Source organism: Saccharothrix espanaensis DSM 44229, assembly GCF_000328705.1.
Taxonomy (GTDB): Bacteria; Actinomycetota; Actinomycetes; order Mycobacteriales; family Pseudonocardiaceae; genus Actinosynnema; species Actinosynnema espanaense.
The window spans coordinates 8,116,000-8,139,755 of sequence record NC_019673.1; the positions used below are offsets into that span (position 1 = coordinate 8,116,000).

General features: G+C 70.2%; 24 protein-coding genes. 6 read left to right on the forward strand and 18 right to left on the reverse strand.

The window, feature by feature from the left end; translation table 11 throughout:
• Positions 1 to 22: 22 nt before the first annotated feature.
• Positions 23 to 796: a hypothetical protein gene (locus tag BN6_RS35460; RefSeq protein WP_015104680.1), complete on the forward strand. Its 774-nt coding sequence runs from the start codon at positions 23 to 25 to the stop codon at positions 794 to 796.
• Here BN6_RS35460 and BN6_RS35465 read toward each other — a convergent pair.
• The gene (locus tag BN6_RS35465; RefSeq protein ID WP_015104681.1) at positions 783 to 1,733 is read right to left on the reverse strand and encodes a GlxA family transcriptional regulator; all 951 of its coding nucleotides are present in this window, start codon (positions 1,731 to 1,733) and stop codon (positions 783 to 785) included. The two genes, BN6_RS35460 and BN6_RS35465, sit on opposite strands and share 14 nt — an antisense overlap.
• A 73-nt stretch (positions 1,734 to 1,806) precedes the next feature.
• On the opposite strand from BN6_RS35465, the gene BN6_RS35470 reads away from it, so the two are divergent.
• Positions 1,807 to 2,322 carry a cysteine hydrolase family protein gene (locus BN6_RS35470; protein ID WP_015104682.1) on the forward strand — a complete coding sequence of 172 codons (516 nt, stop codon included), beginning with the start codon at positions 1,807 to 1,809 and terminating at the stop codon, positions 2,320 to 2,322.
• Between the two features lie 171 nt (positions 2,323 to 2,493).
• Here BN6_RS35470 and BN6_RS35475 read toward each other — a convergent pair whose 3' ends face one another.
• Positions 2,494 to 4,485, reverse strand: coding sequence for a protein meaA (locus BN6_RS35475; protein WP_015104683.1), 1,992 nt, complete (start codon positions 4,483 to 4,485; stop codon positions 2,494 to 2,496).
• Between the two features lie 92 nt (positions 4,486 to 4,577).
• Here BN6_RS35475 and BN6_RS35480 point away from each other — a divergent pair, with 92 nt between their 5' ends.
• On the forward strand, positions 4,578 to 4,874 hold the full coding sequence (locus BN6_RS35480; protein ID WP_015104684.1) for a hypothetical protein: 297 nt from the start codon (positions 4,578 to 4,580) through the stop codon (positions 4,872 to 4,874).
• Between the two features lie 97 nt (positions 4,875 to 4,971).
• Complete coding sequence (locus BN6_RS35485) at positions 4,972 to 5,553, forward strand: DinB family protein (protein ID WP_015104685.1); 582 nt, start codon at positions 4,972 to 4,974, stop codon at positions 5,551 to 5,553.
• Between the two features lie 77 nt (positions 5,554 to 5,630).
• Here BN6_RS35485 and murA read toward each other — a convergent pair whose 3' ends face one another.
• The gene (gene murA / locus BN6_RS35490) at positions 5,631 to 6,908 is read right to left on the reverse strand and encodes a UDP-N-acetylglucosamine 1-carboxyvinyltransferase (RefSeq protein WP_015104686.1); all 1,278 of its coding nucleotides are present in this window, start codon (positions 6,906 to 6,908) and stop codon (positions 5,631 to 5,633) included.
• Positions 6,909 to 6,995: 87 nt separating this feature from the next.
• Between murA and BN6_RS35495 the strand changes: the two genes are divergently transcribed.
• The gene (locus BN6_RS35495; RefSeq protein WP_015104687.1) at positions 6,996 to 7,568 is read left to right on the forward strand and encodes a cob(I)yrinic acid a,c-diamide adenosyltransferase; all 573 of its coding nucleotides are present in this window, start codon (positions 6,996 to 6,998) and stop codon (positions 7,566 to 7,568) included.
• 424 nt (positions 7,569 to 7,992) lie between these two features.
• Here the strand turns inward: BN6_RS35495 and BN6_RS35500 are convergent, their stop codons facing one another.
• The gene (locus BN6_RS35500; RefSeq protein WP_015104688.1) at positions 7,993 to 8,427 is read right to left on the reverse strand and encodes a DUF2550 domain-containing protein; all 435 of its coding nucleotides are present in this window, start codon (positions 8,425 to 8,427) and stop codon (positions 7,993 to 7,995) included.
• 22 nt (positions 8,428 to 8,449) lie between these two features.
• The gene (locus tag BN6_RS35505; RefSeq protein WP_041319151.1) at positions 8,450 to 8,815 is read right to left on the reverse strand and encodes a F0F1 ATP synthase subunit epsilon; all 366 of its coding nucleotides are present in this window, start codon (positions 8,813 to 8,815) and stop codon (positions 8,450 to 8,452) included.
• Positions 8,816 to 9,350: 535 nt separating this feature from the next.
• On the opposite strand from BN6_RS35505, the gene BN6_RS35510 reads away from it, so the two are divergent.
• A complete protein-coding gene (locus tag BN6_RS35510; RefSeq protein ID WP_015104691.1) occupies positions 9,351 to 10,271 on the forward strand; it encodes an IclR family transcriptional regulator in 921 nt (306 codons plus the stop codon).
• Between the two features lie 154 nt (positions 10,272 to 10,425).
• Here the strand turns inward: BN6_RS35510 and atpD are convergent, their stop codons facing one another.
• The 13 genes from atpD to BN6_RS42715 form a co-directional block, all read right to left on the reverse strand.
• Entirely contained in the window at positions 10,426 to 11,862 is a 1,437-nt protein-coding gene (gene atpD / locus BN6_RS35515; RefSeq protein WP_015104692.1) for a F0F1 ATP synthase subunit beta, read from the reverse strand.
• Positions 11,855 to 12,766 carry a F0F1 ATP synthase subunit gamma gene (locus tag BN6_RS35520; protein WP_015104693.1) on the reverse strand — a complete coding sequence of 304 codons (912 nt, stop codon included), beginning with the start codon at positions 12,764 to 12,766 and terminating at the stop codon, positions 11,855 to 11,857. Before BN6_RS35520 ends, atpD begins: the two co-directional genes overlap by 8 nt.
• A gap of 7 nt (positions 12,767 to 12,773) precedes the next feature.
• Complete coding sequence (gene atpA / locus BN6_RS35525; protein WP_015104694.1) at positions 12,774 to 14,420, reverse strand: F0F1 ATP synthase subunit alpha; 1,647 nt, start codon at positions 14,418 to 14,420, stop codon at positions 12,774 to 12,776.
• Positions 14,421 to 14,482: 62 nt separating this feature from the next.
• Complete coding sequence (locus BN6_RS35530; RefSeq protein WP_015104695.1) at positions 14,483 to 15,310, reverse strand: F0F1 ATP synthase subunit delta; 828 nt, start codon at positions 15,308 to 15,310, stop codon at positions 14,483 to 14,485.
• A 10-nt stretch (positions 15,311 to 15,320) separates the two neighbouring features.
• On the reverse strand, positions 15,321 to 15,869 hold the full coding sequence (locus BN6_RS35535) for a F0F1 ATP synthase subunit B (RefSeq protein ID WP_015104696.1): 549 nt from the start codon (positions 15,867 to 15,869) through the stop codon (positions 15,321 to 15,323).
• Positions 15,870 to 15,897: 28 nt separating this feature from the next.
• Positions 15,898 to 16,152 (reverse strand): ATP synthase subunit c family protein, encoded by a 255-nt coding sequence (locus BN6_RS35540; protein ID WP_015104697.1) that lies wholly within the window; start codon positions 16,150 to 16,152, stop codon positions 15,898 to 15,900.
• Positions 16,153 to 16,210: 58 nt separating this feature from the next.
• A complete protein-coding gene (gene atpB / locus BN6_RS35545) occupies positions 16,211 to 16,990 on the reverse strand; it encodes a F0F1 ATP synthase subunit A (protein WP_015104698.1) in 780 nt (259 codons plus the stop codon).
• Between the two features lie 152 nt (positions 16,991 to 17,142).
• Positions 17,143 to 17,580, reverse strand: coding sequence for a hypothetical protein (locus tag BN6_RS35550; RefSeq protein ID WP_015104699.1), 438 nt, complete (start codon positions 17,578 to 17,580; stop codon positions 17,143 to 17,145).
• 354 nt (positions 17,581 to 17,934) lie between these two features.
• Positions 17,935 to 19,101 (reverse strand): glycosyltransferase family 4 protein, encoded by a 1,167-nt coding sequence (locus BN6_RS35555; protein WP_015104700.1) that lies wholly within the window; start codon positions 19,099 to 19,101, stop codon positions 17,935 to 17,937.
• A gap of 70 nt (positions 19,102 to 19,171) precedes the next feature.
• Positions 19,172 to 19,822 carry an L-threonylcarbamoyladenylate synthase gene (locus BN6_RS35560; RefSeq protein WP_015104701.1) on the reverse strand — a complete coding sequence of 217 codons (651 nt, stop codon included), beginning with the start codon at positions 19,820 to 19,822 and terminating at the stop codon, positions 19,172 to 19,174.
• Between the two features lie 399 nt (positions 19,823 to 20,221).
• A complete protein-coding gene (gene prmC, locus BN6_RS35565; RefSeq protein ID WP_015104702.1) occupies positions 20,222 to 21,079 on the reverse strand; it encodes a peptide chain release factor N(5)-glutamine methyltransferase in 858 nt (285 codons plus the stop codon).
• 16 nt (positions 21,080 to 21,095) lie between these two features.
• A complete protein-coding gene (gene lpdA, locus BN6_RS35570) occupies positions 21,096 to 22,481 on the reverse strand; it encodes a dihydrolipoyl dehydrogenase (RefSeq protein WP_015104703.1) in 1,386 nt (461 codons plus the stop codon).
• Between the two features lie 9 nt (positions 22,482 to 22,490).
• Entirely contained in the window at positions 22,491 to 23,750 is a 1,260-nt protein-coding gene (locus BN6_RS42715; RefSeq protein ID WP_015104704.1) for an acyl-CoA thioesterase/bile acid-CoA:amino acid N-acyltransferase family protein, read from the reverse strand.
• Positions 23,751 to 23,756 lie beyond the last annotated feature (6 nt).

Genomic DNA, 23,756 nt, shown 5'->3' on the forward strand with positions numbered 1-23,756 from the left:
CCGCACGTTCCGTCCTCCGGTCATGAGACTGCGAGTGTTGGCCTTGGCCGTGCTGCTCACCGGCTGCGCGTCCGGCGGCAACACCGCCGCCCCGCTCAGCACCACACCGGACGACTTCCCGGCGACCACCGCCCCACGCCCGATCGTCCTGATCGGCGACCTGCTCCAAGTCGTGGACGGCCTGCGCGGTGACGACAAGGTCGACAGCGGCCTCAACTTCACCGCACAACACCCTCCAACACCCCAACCGGCCCCCGTGGCCCTCCCCGACGGCACCCGCCCCACCCTCCCCCTGATCGGCTCGTCCGACGCCCTGAACCGCATGCCCCGAAGAACCGCTCCCACCACCACGTCGACCCTGGTCAGCGTCGAGTTCGGCACCGCCGAGTTCCCCACCGACCGGGGCCCGTGGACGCTGCCCGCGTGGCGGTTCACCAGTGAGGCGGGCAGCGTGCTCGCGTGGCCCGCGCTGGAGCCCGGGGCATTCTGGAAGCCCGGCGAGGTGCGCCCGGCGATCTCCACCGACCAGGCGACCGCGACGGACCGCGAGCTGACGGTGTCGATGCCCGCCGCGCCGGCACCGTGCCCCGGCGACGCCCCCGCCCGCAACGAGGCCGTGGTCCAGGAGACCGCCGGCACCGTCACGGTGGGCGTGCGGACGATCGGCGAGGTCGGGAACTGCGCGCGCACGCTCGCCGTGACCACCCAGCCCTACCGGGTGCCGCTGGCCGCGCCGCTGGGCAACCGCCTGCTGGTGGACGAGCAGGGCGGGGTCATCGTCGTCACGAGGCCGTAGGCACCCGGAACGTGCGGCGGTAGGCGTCGGGCGCGACACCGAGTTCGGCCCGCAGCCGCCGCCGCAGGTTCGCGGCGGTGCCCAGCCCGGACCGCTCGGCCACCCGGTGCACGGTCAGGTCCGTGGTCTCCAGCAACCGTTGCGCCAGCAGCACCCGCTGGGTCTGCAACCACCGCCCCGGCGTGCTGCCGGTGGCGGCCAGGAACACCCGGTGGAACGTCCGCTCGCTCAGCCCCGCGTGCACCGCGAGGTCGCCGACGCCGATCGGCTCGGCCAGCCTGCCCACCGCCCAGTCGACCGTGGCCGACAGCCCGCCGCGCTCGGTCCGGTGCGGCAGCGGCGGGTCCACGTACTGCCGCTGCCCGCCCTCCCGGGTCGGCGGCATCACCAGCCGGCGGGCCAGCGCGGCGGCCACGTCCGCGCCGTGCACCCGCCGCACCAGGTGCAGGCACAGGTCCAGCCCGCCGACCACGCCCGCCGAGGTCAGCACGTCACCCTCGTCGGCGAACAGCACGTCCCGCAACACCGTCGCCGCAGGTGCCTTGTGCTCCAACGCATCCAGCAAGCGCCAGTGCGTGGTCGCCGCGCGCCCGTCGAGCATCCCGGCCGCGGCCAGCGTGAAGGCCCCGGAGCACAGCGCCGCGACCGTGCCGTCGAACGCCCGCAGCGCCCGGACCACCGATCGGGGCACCTCCGCGAACGGGTCCACCCGCCCCGGCACGACGACGAGGTCGCACCCCCTCAGCCCGGACAGCCCGTGCGTCGCGGGCATGACGCCCACCGGGTGCGTCGGCGTGGCGACCCGTCCCGGCGCGCACACCCGGACCTCGGACGGCGGCACGCCGGAGTCGACCCGGGGCACCGCCCAGACCTCGCCGACCACCGAGATGTCGAACGTCCGACTGCCCGGCAACACCAGCACGCCGATCGTGAGCATGGCAGGAAAGTACCGGATCGCGCAGGTTCCGCCACTCCCCCCACCGGCCCCGGACCCAGCACGATCTACAGCCATGACGAACAAGGTGCTGATCCTGATCGACGTCCAGCGCGGCTTCGACTCCCCGGCCTGGGGCACCCGCAACAACCCCGACGCGGAGGCCAACATCGCCGCCCTCCTCGCCGCGTGGACCGGCCCGCTCGTGCTGGTGCGCCACGACTCCAGCAAGGGCTCGCTGAGCCCCGGCCAGGACGGCAACCGGTTCAAGCCGGAACTGGCCGACGCCGCGCCCGACCTGATGTTCGCGAAGAAGGTGAACTCGGCGTTCCACGGCGAGGTCGACCTGCACGCGTGGCTGACCAACCGCGGCATCACCGAGATCGTGCTGGCCGGCATCCAGACCAACATGTGCGTCGAGACGACCGCCCGCGTGGCCGGGAACCTGGGCTACGACGTCAAGGTCGTCCTGGACGCGACCTTCACCTTCGGCATCGAGGACCTCACCGCCGACCAGCTCTACCAGGCCACCGCCACCAACCTCCGCAGCGGCGGCTTCGCCGAAATCAAGTCCACAAAGGACTACCTCTGACCCCCGACACCCCTCACAACCCCCACACCCCTCAAGGGCCCCACACCCCACCCTTCAGGGCCCCACACCCCACCCCTTCGGGCCCCCACACCCTTCCCCTCAGCCCTCATCCCCTCCGGGTCCTAGCGACCCCTCCGGACCCGGTGGCAGCCCCCCTCCCCCACCCACTCCCTACAACCCATTCGCCTCACGAATCACCGACACGATCTCGTCCATGATCTGCGTCAACTCGTAGTCCTTGGGCGTGAACACTCGGGCGATTCCCCGATCCCGGAGCTTGTCGGCGTCGTCGGGCGGCACGATGCCCCCGACGATGACCGGCACGTCACCGGCCCCGGCCGCGCGCAGCCCGTCCACCACCGCCGGCACGACCTCCAGGTGCGAGCCGGACAGGATCGACAGCCCGACCACGTGCACGTCCTCCTGCACCGCCGCCGCGACGATCTGCGCGGGCGTGAGCCGGATCCCCTGGTAGACCACCTCGAACCCGACGTCACGGGCCCGGACGGCGACCTGCTCCGCGCCGTTGGAGTGCCCGTCCAGCCCCGGCTTGCCGACCAGGATCCGCAGCCGCTCGCCCAGTTCCTCGCCGGTGGCCCGCACCCGCTCGCGCACCCGCGCGATCTCCGCTCCCGCCTCACCGGACGCCGAAGCCGCCGAAACCCCGGTGGGAGCGCGGTACTCGCCGAACGTCCCGCGCAAAGCGGAGGCCCACTCGCCGGTCGTGACGCCGGCCTTGGCGCACGCGATGGTCGACTCGACCAGGTTCCGGTCGGTCTTCGCCGCCGCCCGCAGATCGTCCAAAGTGGACGCCACCAGCGTCTCGTCCCGCCCGTCCCGCCACTGCCGGATGGCTTCCACGGCGTGCTGCTCGACGATCGGGTCGATGGTCTCGATGGCGTTCGCGCCCTCGGCCTGCAACGGCGAGGGTTCGGTGGTGGCGAACTTGTTCACGCCCACGACCACGTCTTCGCCGGACTCGACCCGCCGGCGCCGATCGGCCAACGACGACACGAGCGCCGACTTCATGTACCCGGACTCGACGGCCGCGACCGCGCCGCCCATCGCCTGCACCCGGTCGATCTCGGCCCGCGCGCCCGTCACGATCTCCTCGACCTTGGCCTCCACCACCTTGGAGCCCTCGAACAGGTCGTCGTACTCCAGCAGGTCCGTCTCGTAGGCCAGCACCTGCTGCATCCGCAACGCCCACTGCTGGTCCCACGGCCGGGGCAGGCCGAGCGCCTCGTTCCACGCCGGCAGCTGGATCGCCCGCGCACGCGCGTCGCGCGACAGGGAGACGGCCAGCATCTCCAGCACGATCCGCTGCACGTTGTTCTCCGGCTGGGCTTCGGTCAACCCCAGCGAGTTGACCTGCACGCCGTAGCGGAAGCGCCGGTGCTTGGGGTTCTCGATGCCGTAGCGGTCGCGGGTGATCTCGTCCCAGATGCGGACGAACGCCCGCATCTTGCACATCTCCTCGATGAACCGCACCCCGGCGTTGACGAAGAACGAGATGCGCGCGACCACCTCGCCGCGCCGTTCCTCGGGCACCTGGCCGGAGTCGAACACCGAGTCGAGCACGGCGATCGCCGTCGACATCGAGTACGCGATCTCCTGCGCCGGCGTCGCACCGACCTCCTGGAGGTGGTACGAGCAGATGTTGATCGGGTTCCACTTCGGCACGTTCGACACGGTCCACGCGACCATGTCGGTGATCAGCCGCAGGCTGGGGCCGGGCGGGAACACGTAGGTGCCCCGGGAGAGGTACTCCTTGATGATGTCGTTCTGCGTCGTGCCGGACAGCGCGGCCCGGTCCGCGCCCTGCTCCTCGGCCACGCTGACGTAGAGCGCGAGCAGCCACATGGCCGTCGCGTTGATCGTCATCGAGGTGTTCGCCTCGCCGAGCGGGATCCGGTCGAACAACCGGCGCATGTCGCCGAGGTGGCTGATCGGCACGCCGACCTTGCCGACCTCGCCCCGGGCGAGTTCGTCGTCGGGGTCGTAGCCGGTCTGCGTGGGCAGGTCGAACGCCACGGAGAGGCCGGTCTGCCCCTTGTCCAGGTTGCGGCGGTAGAGCTCGTTCGAGGCGGTGGCGCTGGAGTGTCCCGCGTAAGTGCGCATCACCCACGGGCGGTCGCGCTCGCGGTCGGCCGGGTACGGCACGGCAACCTCCTACGACGTTGTTCCCCGTAGCGTACTGACGAGTAACACAGCCGCCGGCGTGCCGTTGCTCACTGAATCGGTGCTGGAGGAGCATGGACACCGTGACCGCGCTCATCCAGATCCTGCTCGTGGCCGTGGTCCTCGGTGCCCTGGCGCTCCTGCTGCGCTGGGCGTTCGGCAACGACCGGCGTGCCGTACCCGATTACACCGGAGAAGACTTCGGCCTGCTCACCGAAGTGGCCGTGGTGCCCACCCCGGAGGCGGCCCGGGTCCTGGCGGAACGCCTGCGCGCGGCGGGCATCAAGACCACCATCGCGACCCGTGGCGACCTGCACCGCCTGCTGGTCTTCCCCGCCGACGCGGCGAACGCGAAACTCCTGCTCCGCTGACCGCGAAGACCCCCGCCACCCTTCCGCGACGGCCAGCGTCAGCCCCCGCCATCCTTCCGCGACGACAGTGTCGTACCCCCCTGCCATCCTTGATCCCATGACCACGAAGTCACACCTGCACCACTACCTGAAACAGGCCCGGGAAGCCATAGTCTGGAAACTCGACGGCCTGTCCGAGTACGACATCCGCCGTCCGCTCACCCCGACCGGAACCAACCTGCTGGGCCTGGTCAAGCACCTGGCGTCAGTGGAGAGCGGCTACCTGGGCAACGTCTTCGGCCGCCCGTTCCCGGAGGACGTCCCGGCCCTGCGCGACGACGCGGAGCAGAACGCGGACATGTGGGCGACAGCCGACGAATCCCGAGCGGACGTCATCGCCTTCTACCGCCGCGTCTGGACCCACTCGGACGCCACGGTCGAGTCCCTGGACACCGACGCGACCGGCAAGGTCCCCTGGTGGCCGGAAGAACGCCGCACGGTGACCCTCGACCAGATCATGATCCACATGATCGCGGAGACCAACCGCCACGCGGGCCACGCGGACATCGTCCGAGAACTGGTCGACGGCCAAGCGGGCCACCGCGCGGAAGTGGACAACATGGCCGAAGGCGACCGCACCTGGTGGCACGACTACCACGCCCGACTAGAAGCCACCGCCCGCCACTTCCAGGCCACCTGACCCCACCACCGCCCTACGGCGCCCCTCTACGGCACACCTCTGCGACACACCTCTACGGTGCCTCTCCGGAGCCGCCTCTACGGTGCGACGCGCTCGACCGTAGCGCCGAGCTTGCGCAGGTTCTCCACAAAGCCCGGGTACCCGCGCTCGATGTGGAAGATCTCGTACACCTCGGTGGCGCCGTCCGCGCACAGACCGGCCAGGACCAGGCCGGCCCCCGCCCGGATGTCCGACGCCCACACCGGCGCGCTCGACAACCGCTCCACCCCGCGCACCACCGCGTGGTGGCCGTCCGTCCGGGCGTCCGCGCTCATCCGCACCATCTCCTCGATGAACCGGAACCGCGCTTCGAACAGGTTCTCGGTGATCATCGAGGTGCCCTCGGACACGCTCGACAGCGCGATCGCGAACGGCTGGAGGTCGGTGGCGAAGCCGGGGTAGGGCAGCGTCACGAAGTCCACCGACTGCGGACGCCCGTCCTGCACCACCCGGAACCCCTGGACCCCGGACCCGTCCGAGCCGTCGAACGTGGTGACCTCCGCGCCGGCCATCCGCAGCTTCTCCAGCACCAGGTCCAGGTGGTGCGGGTTCACGCCGCGCACGGTGATGTCACCCCGCGTCATCGTGGCCGCGAACGCCCACGTGGCACCGACGATCCGGTCACCGATCACGCGGTGTTCGGTGGGGCGCAACGACTCCACCCCGTGGACCGTGAGCGTCGACGTGCCCGCGCCTTCGATCTTCGCGCCCATCTCCTGGAGCATCACGCAGATGTCCACGATCTCGGGCTCGCGCGCGGCGTTGTCGATGACCGTGGTGCCGTTCGCCAGCACGGCGGCCATCAGGATGTTCTCGGTGGCCCCCACGCTCGGGAAGTCCAGCCAGATCTGCGCGCCGTGCAGCCCTTCGGCCTCGGCGACGACGCACCCGTGCTCGATCTCGCTGTGCGCGCCGAGCTTGCGCAGCCCGTTCTGGTGCATGTCCAGCGGCCGGGAGCCGATCGCGTCACCACCCGGCAACGCCACGACGGCCCTCCGGCACCGACCCACCAGCGGGCCCAGCACGCACACCGAGGCGCGCAGCTTGCCCATCGCCTCGGAGTCGGCGCGGTGGTTGAGCTCGGCGGGCGTGGTGATGGTCGCCACGTCGCCGGACAACGTCACCTCACAACCGAGGCTGCGCAGGACGTCCGCCATCAGCGGCACGTCCAGGATCTCCGGGCAGTTGGTGATGGTGGTCGTGCCCTCCGCCAGCAGCGCGGCGGCCATCAGCTTCAGCACGCTGTTCTTCGCGCCGACGACCTCGACCTCGCCGACCAGCCGCGCACCGCCCTGAACCCGGAAGTGCTCGCTCACCAAGGAAACTCCTCAAGTCGGTTCTGGGCGCAATCGTACGGACGCACTGAATCAAGCCAGTGCCCGGAGCCCCCTACAGTGCTCGGCATGGCGGTTCACCTCACCAGGATCTACACCCGGGTAGGCGACGACGGCACCACGGGCCTCGGCGACTTCACCCGCGTCCCGAAAACGTCCCCCCGGATCACCGCGTACGCGGACGTGGACGAAACCAACGCGTCCTTGGGCGTCGCCCTGGCCCTGGGAGCCCTCGCGGACGACGTACGCGAGGTCGTCCGCAAGGTGCAGAACGACCTCTTCGACGTGGGCGCGGACCTCTGCACCCCGGTAGCCCCGAACCCCGAACACCCGCCGCTGCGGATCACCCAGCCCTACGTGGACCGCTTGGAAGCCTGGTGTGACGAGTACAACACCAGGGTGGGCAAGCTGGATTCGTTCATCCTCAACGGCGGCACCCCCGGCGCGGCCCTGCTCCACCAGGCCCGCACGATCGCCCGGAGGGCGGAACGCAGCACCTGGACCCTGCTGGAAGCCGAGCCGGACACGACCAACACCCTCCCGGCCAAGTACCTGAACCGCCTGTCGGACCTGCTGTTCATCCTCGCGAGGGTTGCGAACCCGGACGGCGACGTCCTCTGGCAGCCAGGCGGCAACGCCTAACCACAACGCACGGCCTCACCACAGCCTCGACCGAGAACCTGGGTCCATGGTGCTCAACCGCGCAAGCCGCACCACCCAGTGCGCGCAGCGCACAATCCACCTACCGCGTCGTGTCATCCCCGTATGGCCCGCGCGCCAGCGAACCGCGCTTGAGCAGGTAGTGCAAGCACGCCCTTCGCTTGCACTACCTGCTCAAGGGTGGTTGTCTCCGACCGGGCCATACGGGGATGACACGACGCCCACCGCACCACTCATCCTTGGCGGCTCGCCCGTCCGGCGAGGACTCTTTTCAGCATTTCCGCAGGTCGACGCGCCTTGACCGGACCAACCAACGGCAAGCGATGACCGGCCGATCAGCCAGGCCAAACAGCACCAACGACCCAAAACACCGCCGCCCGGTCACGAGGACCGGGCGGCGGTGGGTTCAGGATGCCCAGGGGATGGAGCGGCCCGGGGGGGCCGATTCCAGCCAGGACAGGAAGCCGGTCAGCGCGTCCGGGCCCATGGCGATCTCCACGGATTCGCCCTTGGCCCCGCTGCACTTCAGCACCACCGCGCCCGTCGGCATCGCGTACGTCTCCGACGCCGTCGGCTCGCGGCGGTCGTCGATCTCGAAGCCGTCCCGGTCGATCACCCGGTCCGGGCCGGTGCGCAGGCTCAGCACCCGCGACCACACGAACGTATCCCCGCGGTAGTGCCCGACGCCGAGATGCCATCCCCGACCGCTCACGTCGAGCCTCGACCGCAGGGCGACATGCACCCCTCCAGCACGAAGCAGGCGGATCCGGCGCCACGCGAAGTACGCGAGGAGCACCACCGCCACGAACAGGACCACCCCGACGACTTCGGCGATCCCCACGGCGTTTGTCCGCTCGTCCGCGTCAGGCCGAGTGTCCCGCGGCGCGGAGCCGCGCGATGGCCCTGGCGCGCTCCACGTCGTCGGCGTTCGTGAGCGCCGACCTGGCCTCGTCCACGTCGATCTCGTTGGCCAGTTCGGCCGCCTCGGCGAGGATGCTCACTCCCTCACCCGTCACCGACAGGAACCCGCCGTGGACGGCCGCGGTCACCAGTTCGTTGTCCACCGTGCGGATCCGGACCACGCCACCCTCGACCAGCTGGCCCAGCACGGGCTCGTGGCCGGGCAGGATGCCGATCTCGCCCTCGGTCGTCTGCGCGACCACCGAAGTGGCCGTTCCTGACCACAGGCGGCGTTCCACCGCGACGAGCTGGACGGTCATGTCGGCCACGCGCATCTCCCTTGTCTCACGGTGGAGTCATGTGCAGTCTAAACGGTCGCCCGAAGCACGCGCCGCCCCAGCCACCCTCAGCCGCGTTCGGCCTGGGGTACCACTCACCTGGCGGTCGCTCCAACGGTCGCCACCGCCACCGCCCCGATCGCGGCGACCACGGTGAACGCGCAGCAGCCCCAAGGATAGGCGATACCCGCAGTAAGCACGGCCCCACCCGGAAGTGGACCACAGATCGCACCCATCCAGCCAATCCCAACCGCCCCGGCGCCGACCAGACCCCGACCTCGTCAGCCACTCCCCGACCTCGCCGGCCACTCCCACGACCACCAACCCCGAGCACAGCACCGAGGTCGAGCGTCAAGAACACCCCGACCAGCACCCCGCCGAACGCTCCGAGCCGATACCGGACACAGCGCCGACATCAGACACCGAGCCAACCGCGCGCCGACCACCATGCCCAGCAACAACCCCACTGTGGACACGGCGCTCGCGCTTCCGGCGTGACACCTCCGAGTGTCCGGAGTGGACCGACATGCGAACTCCAGCGCACAGGGTGAGGTCCACCACACGACCAACCACACGATCCGCCACACCATCCGCCACACCATCCGCCGCACGATCCGTCGCACGCACCCCCGGACGGGCTGTTTCCGTTCAGCGGAAGGCCGGGAGCGGGCCGGCCTGCCAGACTGGCCGGGTGTCAGTCCCCAAGTCCATCCTCGGCCGGGCGTTCACGCTGCTCGCCGTGTTCACCGCGGAACGCCCGTCGGCCACGCTCTCCGAGCTGAGCCGCCACTCCGGCCTCCCGCTGAGCACCACGCACCGCCTGGTCCGGGAACTCGTCGCGTGGCGCGCGCTGGAACGCGACGCCGACGGCCGCTTCACGATCGGCCTGCGGCTGTGGGAGCTGGGCGTGCTCTCCCCCGGCGCGCTGGACCTGAGGGACCGCGCCCTGCCCTACCTGGAGGACCTCTTCGAGGTCACCCACCACAACGTGCAACTGGCCATCCGGGACGAGCTGGAGGTCGTCTACGTGGAGCGCCTGGCCGCCAAGGACGCGGTCAGCGTGCTGACCCGGATGGGCTCCCGGATGCCGCTGCACGCCACCGGAGTCGGCCTCGTGCTGCTCGCGCACGCCCCGCACGACGTGCAGGAGCAGGCGATCCAGACCCCGCTCAAGCGGTTCACCAAGCACACCATCGGCACGCCCAAGGCCCTGCGCGAAACCCTGGCCGCCGTCCGCCGCGACGGCTACGCCATCTCCGACCGCCAGATCGAGCCGATCACCTACTCCGTCGCCGCCCCGGTCCGGGGTCCGGACGGCGACGTCGTGGCCGCGGTCTCCGTCGTCGTCCCGCTCGACACCCGCACCGACACCGTGCTGCCCGCCGTACGCGCCTGTGGCCGCGCCATCTCCCGTTCCCTGGGCTGGCAAACACCACCCCACACCTGACGCCCCCCGCCCCACCACACCCCAGCACCCCGACACCTCAGCACCAGCGCACCCCCGCACCCCCGCACCCCAACGCGCACCAACAGCCAGCGCCCACAAACGAAAAACCCGCCCGACCACATAGGTCGAGCGGGTCTCGCGGATCAGCCGGAACTTACTTGCCGGCCAGCTTCTTGGCGTTGGCCTCGACGTCGTCGAGCCCGCCGCAGGAGAAGAACGCCTGCTCCGGGAGGTGGTCGAACTCGCCCTTGCAGACCCGGTCGAACGCCTCGATCGTGTCCTTGATCGGGACGAACGAGCCCTTCTGGCCGGTGAACTTCTCGGCGACGATGAAGTTCTGGCCCAGGAAGCGCTCCAGCCGGCGGGCCCGGCCGACGAGGACCTTGTCCTCCTCGGAGAGCTCGTCCATGCCCAGGATGGCGATGATGTCCTGCAGTTCCTTGTACTTCTGCAGGATCCGCTTGACCTCCTGCGCGACCCGGTAGTGCTCCTCGCCCACGATGGAGGGCTCCAGGATCCGGGACGACGAGGACAGCGGGTCCACCGCCGGGTAGATGCCCTTCTGCGAGATCGGACGGGAGAGCTCCGTCGTCGCGTCCAGGTGGGCGAAGGTGGTCGCCGGGGCGGGGTCGGTGTAGTCGTCCGCGGGCACGTAGATGGCCTGCAGCGACGTGATCGACCTGCCTCGGGTCGACGTGATGCGCTCCTGGAGCTCGCCCATCTCGTCGGCCAGCGTCGGCTGGTAGCCCACGGCCGACGGCATGCGGCCCAGCAGGGTCGACACCTCGGAACCGGCCTGGGTGAACCGGAAGATGTTGTCGATGAACAGCAGCACGTCCTGGTTCTGGACGTCGCGGAAGTACTCCGCCATCGTCAGCGCGGACAGCGCGACGCGCATGCGCGTGCCGGGCGGCTCGTCCATCTGGCCGAAGACGAGCGCGGTGTCGCCGAGAACGCCCATCTCCTCCATCTCCAGCAGGAGGTCGGTGCCCTCACGGGTGCGCTCGCCGACGCCGGCGAACACCGACGTGCCGGAGAACTCGCGGGCGATCCGGGTGATCATCTCCTGGATGAGCACCGTCTTGCCCACGCCCGCGCCGCCGAACAGGCCGATCTTGCCGCCCTTGACGTACGGGGTCAGCAGGTCGATGACCTTGATGCCCGTTTCCAGGATCTCGGTCTTGCCCTCGAGCTGGTCGAACGCGGGGGCCTTGCGGTGGATGCCCCACTGCTCACCGTCGCGGCCGAGGCCGGGGACGTCCAGGCACTCGCCCAGCGCGTTGAACACGTGGCCCTTGACGACGTCGCCCACCGGCACCTGGATGGCGTGGCCCGTGTCGGACACGGTCGCGCCGCGGACCAGGCCGTCGGTCGGCTGCATCGAGATGGTGCGGACCAGGTTGTCGCCCAGGTGCTGGGCGACCTCCAGGGTCAGCGTCTTGGCCACCGCTTCGAAGGTGATCTCGACGTGCAAGGCGTTGAACAGCTCGGGCACCGAGTCACGCGGGAACTCCACGTCGACGACGGCACCGATCACCCGGACCACACGGCCGGTGCGGGTGGTGGTGGCAGTAGCACTCATGTCACTCATCACTTCCTGCGCCCCCGGTCAGCGCGGAGGCGCCACCGACGATCTCGCTGATCTCCTGGGTGATCTGGGCCTGGCGGGCCGAGTTCGCCTGACGGCTGAGGTTGCGGACCAGCTCGGTGGCGTTGTCCGTCGCCGCCTTCATCGCGGTCCGCCGAGCCGCCGACTCCGAAGCCGCCGCGTCCAGCAGAGCCGAGAACAGCCGCGTCTTGACGTACTTGGGCAGCAGCGCGCCCAGCAACGTCTCGGCGTTCGGCTCGAAGGAGTAGACCGACTGGAGCTTCGGCCGGTCCTCCTCGTACTCGATCTCCATCGGGGCGATGCGCTTCGCGGTCGGCTGCTGGCTCAGCATCGACTTGAACTCGGTGTAGACCACGTGCAGTTCGTCGACACCCTGGTTGCCGTCCTCAGTGCCCTCGAGGAAGGCCGGGACCAGCGTGTCACCCGCTTCCGCGGCGTTGACGTAGTGCGGGAGCTGCGAGAAGCCGCTCCACTCGCCGGAGATCTCCCGGCGGCGGAACCGGTAGTAGCTCGCGCCCTTGCGGCCGATGACGTAGAGCACCGGCTCCTTGCCCTCCGAGCGGAGCAGCGCCAGCAGTTCCTCGGCCGCCTTGAGCACGTTGGCGTTGTAGCCGCCGCACATGCCCTTGTCGCTGGTGACGACCAGGACGCCGGCCCGCTTGGGGGCCTTGCGCTCGGTCAGCAGCGGGTGGTCGAGGTTGGCCGACGCGCTCGCCAGCGCGGAGAGCACACCGGTGATCTCCTCGGCGTACGGCTTGGACGCCGCGACCCGGGCCTGGGCCTTGGCGAGCCGCGACGTGGCGATGAGCTCGTACGCCTTGGTGATCTTCTTGGTCGAGTTGACCGTTCGGATCCGTTGGCGCAGCTCGCGAATCTGTGCCGCCATGCCTACGTCACTTCTCGGTCGGAGCGGGTCGGTTGACCTTGACCGACTCGTGTCCGACCTTGTCGGCGTCCATCGCGTCCGCCGGGGCCTCGTTCACGACCGTGGCGCCGTTGGAAGCGGTGAACTGCTGCTTGAACGCGTTGACAGCGTCCACGATGCCCTTTTCGGTGTCTTCCGACAACTTCTTGGACTCGCGGATGCTCGACAGGATCACGTCGTGGCTGCGGCGCACGTGGTCGAGGAAGTCAGCCTCGAACCGGCGCACGTCGGCGACCGGGACGGAGTCGTAGTGCCCGTTGGTGCCCAGGTAGATGGAGACGACCTGCTCCTCCATCGGGACCGGCGAGTACTGCGCCTGCTTGAGCAGCTCGACGAGCCGCGCACCCCGGTCGAGCTGGGCCCGCGAGGCGGCGTCCAGGTCCGAGGCGAAGGCGGAGAACGCCTCCAGCTCGCGGAACTGGGACAGGTCCAGGCGCAGCGAGCCGGCGACCGTCTTCATCGCCTTGGTCTGCGCGGCACCACCGACGCGGGACACCGAGATGCCCACGTTGACGGCCGGCCGCACACCGGCGTTGAACAGGTCCGACTCCAGGAAGCACTGGCCGTCGGTGATCGAGATGACGTTGGTCGGGATGTAGGCCGACACGTCGTTGGCCTTGGTCTCGATGATCGGCAGGCCGGTCATCGAGCCCGCGCCCATCTCGTCCGACAGCTTCGCGCAGCGCTCCAGCAGGCGCGAGTGCAAGTAGAAGACGTCGCCGGGGTAGGCCTCGCGGCCCGGCGGGCGGCGCAGCAGCAGCGAGATGGCGCGGTACGCCTCGGCCTGCTTGGTCAGGTCGTCGAAGATGATCAGGACGTGCTTGCCCTGGTACATCCAGTGCTGGCCGATGGCCGAGCCGGTGTAGGGGGCGAGCCACTTGAAGCCGGCCGAGTCGGACGCCGGGGCGGCCACGATGGTGGTGTACTCCAGCGCGCCCGCCTCCTCCAGCGCGGTCTTGACGCCCGCGATGGTGGAGCCCTTCTGACCGATGGCGACGTACACGCAGCGGACCTGCTGCTGCGGGTCGCCCGACTCCCAGGCCTTCTTCTGGTTGATGATCGTGTCGATGCAGACCGCGGTCTTGCCGGTCTTGCGGTCGCCGATGATCAGCTGGCGCTGGCCGCGACCGATCGGGGTCATCGAGTCGATGGCCTTGATGCCGGTCTGCATCGGCTCGCTCACCGGCTGGCGCTGAAGGACCGACGCCGCCTGCAGCTCCAGGGCGCGGTTGTCGTCGGCCACGACGTCGCCCAGGCCGTCGATCGGCTGGCCGAGCGGGTTCACCACGCGGCCCAGGAAGCCGTCGCCGACCGGCACGGAGAGCACCTGGCCGGTCCGCTTGACCTCCTGGCCCTCTTCGATCTTGTCGAAGTCACCCAGGATGACCGCGCCGATCTCGCGCACTTCCAGGTTCAGGGCCACGCCGAGCACGCCGCCGGGGAACTCCAGCAGCTCGTTGGTCATGGTGCCGGGCAGACCCTCGACGATGGCGATGCCGTCGTAGGTCTCCGCGACGACGCCGACCTCTTCCCGGCTGACTTCCGGGGAGTAGGTCGAGACGTACTTCTCGATCGCACTGCGGATCTCGTCCGACGAGATCGTCAGCTCCGCCATGTCGTTCCTGCTCTCACTTCGTTTATGAGGAAAGGGGCTGGTGGGCCGCGGTTCCGGGGTGGTCAGCCGGCGAGGTCGCGGCGCAGTGCCGCCAGCCGACCGGCAACGCTTCCGTCGATGACCTCGTCGCCGATCTTGATCAGCAGACCGCCGCGCAGCGTGGGGTCGACCTCCACGTGCAGCGCGACCGGCCGGGAGTAGATCCGGGTCAACGTCGCCTCCAGGCGGTCCAACTGCGCCGCGTCGAGCTCGACCGCGGAGCGGATGTAGGCCACCGAGCGCTCCCGGCGCTTCGCCGCGAGCGACGCCAGGTCGGACAGGCCGTTCACGACGCCCTGGCCGCGCGGTTCGCGCACGAGCTGGTCGACCAGGACCTTGGTCGTCTCGTCCACCTTGCCCGCGACGAGGCCGTCGATCAGCGCGACCTTGCCGTCGGCCTCGGCCGCCGGGTCGGTCAGCGCCAGCTCCAGCTCGTAGTTCCCGGCGATGATGCGACCGAGTCGGAACAGCTCGTCCTCGACCGCGTCGAGCTTGCCGTCCCGCTCGGCCCGCACCAGCAGCGTGGTGCGGGCCAGTGACTCGACGCCGTCGACCAGCTCACGCGGGCTGGACCAGCGGGCGGTGACGACCGTGGCCAGCACCTGGACCGTGTCGCCGGAGACCTGGCCGCCGAGCAGGCCCCGCAGGAGCTGCTCCCGGCTCGCGGGCTCGGTCGACGACTCGGCCAGCGCCTGGCGCAGTGAGCGCTGCTTGGACAGCAGGCCGACGACCGCGAACAGCTCCGCACCCAGCTTGCCCAGGGCGGCGCTGTCCTCGGCGCCGTCGACAATCTCCAGCAGCCGCAGTTCGGCGGCGGCCAGCGCGTCGCGACTGGCGGCGTGCAGCGTCATCGGCGTTCCCTCACTTGGCGGCCGGAGCCGACGTGTTGTCCAGCTCGGAGAGGAACCGGTCGACGGTGCCCCGACGGCGCACCTCGTCCTCCAGCGACTCGCCGACGACCCGGTCGGCCAGGTCGATCGCGAGCTTGCCGAGCTCGCCGCGCAGTTCCGCGACGATCTGCGCGCGCTGGGTCTCCAGCTGGGTCTGGCCCTGCGCGACGATCCGCGCGGACTCCTCCTGCGCCTTGGCACGCAGCTCGCTGATGATCTGCTCGCCCTCGATGCGGGCGTCGTCACGGATGCGAGCGGCTTCGGCCCGCGCGTCGGCGAGCTGTGCCTTGTACTCCTCGAGCTTCTGCTGGGCTTCCGCCTGCGCCTGCTCGGCCTTCTCGATCCCGCCCTCGATCTTGGCGGCACGTTCTGCGTACAACGTCTCGAAGCGCGGGGTGACGAACTTCTTGATGACGAAGAAGAGCAGCAGGAACGCGATCAGGCCGACGATGATCTCAGTCGTGTGGGGGAGGACGGGGTTGATGGCCTCGCCCTCCGCCGCCAGGATGAGGGTCTTCATCACGACTCCTAATGCGCTGGACGGACGATCAGGCGTTGCTCGCGAGGAAGTACACGACGAAGCCGAGCAGCGCGAGGACCTCGACGATGGCGAAGGTCGTCCACGCGAGGCTCAGCAGCACACCGCGGGCCTCGGGCTGACGGGCGGTGCCGTTGATGACCGAGGAGAAGATCAGACCGACGCCGATGCCGGGGCCGATGGCCGCGAGGCCGTAGCCGATCGCGGCGAGACCCGCGTTGTTGACGGTCTTGACGGCATCCTGAGCAAGAACGATAGCGCTCACTTGTGCTGTTCCCTTTCACTTCGGTCCGCGAACGCTCGCGGATCGGAGGCTTGTTTTCTCAGTGCTCTTCCGCCAGCGCCGCGCCGATGTAGTTCGCGGACAACAGGGCGAAGATGTAGGCCTGGAGGACCATGATCAGCGCTTCCAGGAACGTCAGCGCGATGGCGAAGAGGAAGGCGATCGGGGCGACCACGACCGTGAAGCCACCGTTGAGCAGCAGGAACTCACCGGCGAGGGTGAAGACCAGCAGCAGCAGGTGCCCTGCGAACATCGCCGCGAAAACTCGGATGGCGAGCGTGAGCGGGTTCAGCAGGAACTTCTGGAAGAACTCGATCGGGATCAGCAGGATGAGCACGAACCACGGCGCACCGGGCGGCATGGTGGCGTGCTTCAGGTAACCGACGAAACCGTGGCGCTTGAACCCGACGTAGTGGTAGACCGGGTAGATCACCAGCACCGAGACGGCCAGCGGGAAGCCGATGTGCGACATCGTCGGGAACTGGATGAACGGGATGAGCCCGTACAGGTTGTTCACCAGGATGAAGGTGAACACCGTGAGGATCAGCGGGACGAACGGCTTGAAGTCCTTGCCGCCGATCTGCTCACGGGCGATGGAGTTGCGGCCGATGTCGTAGACCGACTCGGCGGCGAACTGGAACTTGCCCGGAACGAGCTTCAGGTTGCGGGTCGCGACGATGAAGAACGTCCCGATGATGATGACCGACAGCACCAGCAGGACCATGGGCTTGTCGACCGACCCGAAGATCGCCGGGGGGAAGAAGTCCTTCACACCGGGCGCGACGAACTCGCCGCCCGAGGCCAGCACCAACGAGGTCACTGTGTTCCTTCCGGTTCTCCCGGCCGGCGTTCACTCCGCCGGGGGAATCGTCACGATCGGGACAAACGTACCTTACGTACCGCACGCGCCCGCGAGAGGCACCCCTACCTAGCTGGGGCGTCCCGTCTGCGCGCACCGTACCAGCCGGTAGATCAGGTGCCGTCGGGGGTGGGGATGATCACCTGACTGCGACTGCGCTTGGAAGCGCGGACCTCCATGAAGGTCGCCACGACGATGGTCGCGGCCATGGTCAGCGCGAGGGCGTTCACGTGCAGCACCGGGAACTTCTGCAGCAGCACCATGACCACCACCAGCAGGATCAGCTTCCCGAGGAAGCCGCCGAACGCGGCGATCATGATGAACTGCACGGGCAGCGCGGCGGTGCGGTGCATCAGCCAGAGCGTGATCAACGAGCACGCGATGGCGAGCGCGCCGCCGATGAGCGCCGCGACGAGGCCGGGCACGCCGGCCAGCACGGTCCAGATCACCGCACCGATGGCGGCGGTCGCGAGGGCTGCCCAGATCAGGCCGCGGAACATCTCGCCCGCGAGCCGCTGGACGACCTTCTCGTGAGTCCACTCCTGGCTCATGTCACCCCTTCCCACAAGTCGCAACCGAGTGTAAGCGGCGCTCAGGTCACGCCTCGCGGTCGGGGTGGGGAAAGCCTTGCTACGCCCGGACCGGGACCGCCACCCGGCGGCGGGATCGCCGCCGTTCAGGTCACCGAGCGTGACAACCCGGCCGCCGACGGCACAGCCCGTGTTCCGACGACCGGCCGTGCCGCGCGGGGGCGGTCGGCGGTACGCGCGGCACCCGGCCGGAGTCAATTCTTGAGTGATTCTCACTACTCTTTGCAGTCACGCCCTGCACAACGCGAGTTCACCCTCGACACAACCACGCCCTGTCGCCCCGCACACGGCACGCCCAACGCGAGACGCGGGTGATCAGGTCCGGCGCAGCTCACGCAGCCGCGGCACGGCGGAGACCAGCAGCGCGAGCAGCAGGCCGGCGGCCAGGCACCACATGACGACGGTCGCGTCGAACAGGGTCAGCGACACCGTGCCGAACGCCAGCACGCCCGCCCACAGGTAGATCAGCAGCACCGCGCGGCGCTGGGAGTGGCCGATCTCCAGCAGGCGGTGGTGCAGGTGCATCTTGTCCGCGGAGAACGGGCTCTCGCCGCGCCGGGTGCGCCGGACGACCGCCATCAGCAGGTCGAGCATCGGCACGAACAGCACGGCCGCGACCACCAGCAGCGGGGACAGCAGGCCGAGCAGGTCAACGGTCTCGATCGACTGGAGGGAGCCGTAGTTGAGCTTGCCGGAGGCCGAGGTGACGGCGGCCGCGAGCATCAGCCCGATCAGCATCGAGCCGGAGTCGCCCATGAAGATCCGGGCCGGGTTGAAGTTGTGCGGCAGGAAGCCCAGGCACGCGCCGGCCAGCGTGGCGGCGATCAGCGCGGGCGGGTAGGAGCCGACGTCCCCGCCGTTCTTGGCCAGCACGCCGATGCAGAACGCGCAGGTGGCCACGGCGGCGATCAGGCCGATGCCGGCGGCCAGGCCGTCCAGGCCGTCCACGAAGTTCATCGCGTTGACCATCGTCACGGCGAGCAGCACGGTCAGCAGCGCGCCCTGGTTCTGGTCGAGCACCAGCAGCGAGCCCTGGCCTTCGTTGTCACCCCACGGCACCCAGAACACCAGCCACTGGAGGCCGAACAGGACCAGGATGCCCGCCGAGGTGACCTGGCCGGCCAGTTTCGTCAGGGAGTCCAGTTCGAACCGGTCGTCCAGCACGCCGACCAGGACGATGACGCCGCCGCCGGCGATCACCGCCCACGGGTCGTAGGAGAAGTCGAAGGCGGCGCGCAGCACGGGCAGCTGGTGGGCGAGCATCATGCCGCCCAGGACGCCGCCGTACATGGCGAGGCCGCCCATCCGCGGCATGGGCTTGACGTGCACGTCCCGCTGGCGCGGGTAGGCGACGGCACCGATCCGGAACGCGAGCGCCCGGACCAGGCCGACCAGCAGGAACGTGACCACGGCGGCGGTCAGCGCGACGAGCAGGTACTCCCGGACCGGGAGGACGGAAGAGGTGTCGGGCAACGGGCCCACTGGTGCTAGCCCCTCGGGGATGGGGTTTCGGACACTGCGGGTGCCACGCTACTCCGACCGGGAAGATCCACTAGCCGGCGACCTCGACTTCGATCCCGAGCACCTCGCGCACGTCGGCCAGCGGCACCGCGCCCTCGCGCAGCACCAGCGGGTCGGGCCCGGTGAGGTCGACGATGGTGGACGCCACGTTGTCCGTGCACGGCCCGCCGTCGAGGTAGACGCCGACGTCCTCGCCGAGCTGGTCCCACGCCTCCTGCGCGGTGCCGGCGGGCGGGAACCCGGACTTGTTGGCGCTGGACACGGCCATCGGGCCGACGTCGCGCAGCAGTTCCAGGGCGACCGGGTGCAGCGGCATCCGCAGCATCACCGTGCCCCGGGTGTGCCCGAGGTCCCAGGCCAGCGAGGGCGCGTGCTGCAGGACCAGGGACAGGCCGCCGGGCCAGAACGCCTCGATCAGCGCGCGGGCCTGCCGGGGCACCGACAGCACCAGGCCGTCGATCGTGGTCCACGAGCCGACCAGCACCGGGACCGGCATGTCCGGGCCGCGGCCCTTGGCTTCGAGCAGGTAGCGGACGGCCTTCGCGTCGAACGCGTCGCAGCCGATCCCGTAGACGGTGTCGGTGGGCAGAACCACCAGGCGCCCGGACCGCACCGCGCCGGCGGCGGCGGCGAGACCGGAGGTCCGGTCGGCGGGGACGGCGCAGTCGTAGAGCGTGCTCACGCAGTGATCCTGACACAACCGGGTGTCGGGAAGCCGTGGAGGTCACAGCCACTGTCCGCGATCTCGGATCTGGTCCGCCGAACGGGTGATAGCCACGGCTGGATCGCAGTGCCGGGATCGGCACGCCGTGAGTGGGCCGAAGCGCGGACGTCCGGCGTCGCGGAGCGCGGCGGGGCCACCGAGCGCGGGCAGCGGCGCGGTGAGGCGGGGCCACCGAGCGCGGGCAGCGGCGCGGTGAGGCGGGGCGGTGAGGCGGGGCGGTGAGGCGGGGCGGTGAGGCGGGGCGGTGAGGCGGGGCGGTGAGGCGGGGCGGTGAGGCGGGGCGGTGAGGCGGGGCGGTGAGGCGGGGCGGTGACGCGCGGGCCGCGGGAGGCGAGGAGGCGCAGTGAGGCGGCGGGGTCAGGTGCGGCGGGCGGTGGCGAAGCGGGGGCGGCCGGCCAGGTCTGGGTGGTCTTGGACGTCGGTCAGCACGCGGCGGGCGGCGAGCAGGGCGGGCACGGACTCGCCGTGCGTGTCGTCGTGCTCGATCGCCACGTGGCCGCCGGGCTTGAGCAGGCGGGCGGCGAGGCTGACGACGTGCCGGATGACGTCCAGACCGTCCGCGCCGGAGAAGACGGCGTCGTGCGGGTCGTGGTCGGCGACCTCCGGCTGCACCTCGGTGCCCTCGGGCACGTAAGGCGGGTTGCACACCACCAGGTCGACCGCACCCTCCAAATCGGACAGCACGCCGGGCGCGGTGACGTCGCCGGAGTGCAGCCGGATCGGCGTGTCGCCGGCTTCGACGCGGAGGTCGGAGTTGCGCCGGGCCCAGGCGAGGGCCACCGGGTCGCGTTCCACGGCGTGCACGGTCGCGCCCGGCAGGCGGTGCGCCACGGCCAGCGCCAGCGCTCCCGACCCGGTGCACAGGTCGACCACCAGCGGCGATCCGGACACTGTGGACAGCGCCCACTCCAGCAGCAGCTCGGTTTCCGGGCGCGGGACGAACACGCCGGGGCCGACGTCGAGGTCCAGGCCGCCCAGGTGCGCCCAGCCGGTGATGTGCTGCAACGGGATGCGCGTGACGCGCTCGCGCACCAGGTGGTGCAGCGCGTCCACCACCGGCGGGTCGACCAGCGGGATCAGCGGCAGGCGTGATCGCTCGACGCCCAGCACGTGGGCGGCGAGCAGCTCCGCGTCCGCCCTCGGGCTGTCGACGCCCGCCGCGGCCAACAAGCGTTCGGCTTCGAGCACGGCCAGCCGCAGCGGGTGTCGGGTCATGGGCAGAGCGTAGAGGCTAGAAGTTGATCATGTGCCCGGCCAGGCCGTGCACGGCTTCCTTGACGGCCTCGCCGAGCGTCGGGTGGGCGTGCACGTTGCGCGCCACCTCGTGCACGGTGAGGTCCCACTGCTGCGCCAGGGTCAGCTCGGGCAGGAGCTCGGTCACGTCCGGCCCGATCAGGTGACCGCCGAGCAGCTCGCCGTACTTGGCGTCGCTGATCAGCTTCACGAACCCGGCGGAGTCGCCGATGCCGTGCGCCTTGCCGTTCGCGGTGAACGGGAACTTGGCGACCTTGACGTCGTAGCCCTTCTCCCGGGCCTGCGCCTCGGTGTAGCCGAAGCTCGCGATCTGCGGCTGGCAGTAGGTCGCGCGCGGGATCATCACGAAGTCCAGCTCCTGGGTCTCCGCGCCGGCGATGGTCTCGGCGGCGATGACACCCATGGACTCGGCGGCGTGCGCCAGCATCAGCTTGGCGGTGACGTCCCCGATCGCGTAGACGTTCGGCACGTTCGTGCGACCACGGCCGTCCACGGCGATCGCGCCGCGCTCGGTCAGCTCGACGCCGGTGTTCTCCAGGCCGTAGCCCTGCGTGCGGGGCTGGAAACCGATGGCCTGCATCACCTTGTCGGTTTCGAGGACTTCCTGCTCACCGTTCTTGGAGACGGTGACGCGGACCTTCGCGCCGCTGTCGTCGATGGACTCCACGCGGGTGCCGGTGCGGACGTCGATGCCCAGCCGCTTGTAGCGCTTGGCCAGCTCCGCGGACACCTCCACGTCCTCCAGCGGCACCACCCGGTCGAGGAACTCCACGATCGTGACCTTGACGCCGTAGTTGTGCAGCACGTAGGCGAACTCGACGCCGATCGCGCCCGCACCGGCGATGACGATGCTCTCCGGCAGGTCGGAGGAGAGGATCTGCTCCTCGTAGGTGACGACCCGCTCGGACAGGGAGGTGTTGGGCAGCAACCGGGTCGTCGCGCCGGCCGCGATGATCACGTTGGCGAACGTGATCGTCTCGTCACCCACCTGGATGGTGTTGGCGTCGACGAACGTGCCCCGGCCGTTGTACTCGGTGATGCCGTTCTTCTTCATCAGGAAGTGCACGCCCTTGACGCGGCCGTCCGCGACCTTGCGGCTGCGGTCGAAGGCGGCGGTGTAGTCGAACTTGACCGTGCCGTCGACCTGGATGCCGTAGGTCTTCTGCTCGTGCGTGAACAGGTGGGCGAGCTCGGCGTTGCGCAGCAGCGCCTTCGACGGGATGCAGCCCACGTTCAGGCAGACCCCGCCCCAGTAACGCTCCTCGACGACCGCCGTCTTCAGCCCGAGCTGGGCCGCGCGGATAGCGGCGACGTACCCGCCTGGCCCCGCACCGAGGACCACGACGTCAAAGTGTGCGCTCATACCGACACATTAGGTGCCCAGTTGGTCGGACAAGAACTCGATGGTGCGCCGCCACGCGTCGGCCCGCGCGGCGGCGGTGGCGCTCGGGGTGCCGCCCAGGTCGAACCGCACGCCCGGACCGGGCAGCACGGACAGCGTTGCCGGGCGGTGCGGCGGACCGGCGATCAGGTGTCCTGCCTCCGGGTACACCACGTGCTCGTGCCGGAAGGGGTGGCGGTGCAGCGCCAGCCGGCGTTCGGCGACCTCGCTCAGCTCGGCGCTGGGCCAGCTCCCGTCGCGCCCGGATGAGAGGAGCAACACACCGCCGGCGATCCGCTCGACCGGGATCTCGGCGGCCTCCGGGATGCCGTCGGACAGGTCGAACGCGGCCCGGAGAGCCACCGGCTCGCCCGCCACGACCTGGCGGCGCAGCTCCTCGGGGAGGTAGTAGGGCAGGTACGGCAGCGGCCGGCCCTGCCACGTCCACGAGGCCGCCTCGTGGTCGAGCTTCTGGAGCAGCCGGGTGCCGGGGCCGATGCACTGGGTCAGCACCCCCGACCCGACGACGCTGACGACCGCGCCGACCTCGGGGTGGGTGGCGGCGGCGAGCAGCGCCAGCTCACCCCCGCGCGAGCCGCCGAGGATCCCGATCTTGTCCGTCCGCCCGGCGAGGAAGGCGATGGCCTTGCCGACGTGCTCCACGGGGACGTGGACGAGGTCGTCCGGGACGTTCTCCGCGCCGAAGTAGGCCAGGGCGAGCGTGGTGAAGCCGTGACCGGCGAGCAGGGCGGCGTCCAGCTCGTGCCTGCCGCCTTCCGACCCGCCCAGGACGATGACCGCAGGGCGTTTCGCGGGCGTGGCCGGAGGCGTGACCTGGGGCGTGACCTGGGGCGTGACCGGGGGCGTGACCGGGGGCGTTCGCGCTTCGAAGAGGACGGCGGAGAGGTCGGGCAGTTCGGTGCGCGTGACGTCATCGGGGACGCGCAGGCGTTCGATCTCGACGGGAGGCGCGGGGTCCGCTTCGACGCGCGTGGGGTGCGGGGCGGCGCCGGTGGGGCTCATCGACCAGAACAGGCCCATCGGGTCGACGGCCCGGTAGCCGCCCTGGAGCGGGGTGTGCCTGGTCAGGTCGACCACGCCGCGCTCGTCGGAGCGGAAGACCGCCTCGGACCCGTGGTCACCGGTGGAGACGCGGACGGTGACCTCGGTGTCCGGCGGCAGGTCGGTGATCCTGATGTCGAGCGGTCGGTCCAGAGGGGCGCGCCGGGGACTCACCAGGATCTCCGCCATCGCGCC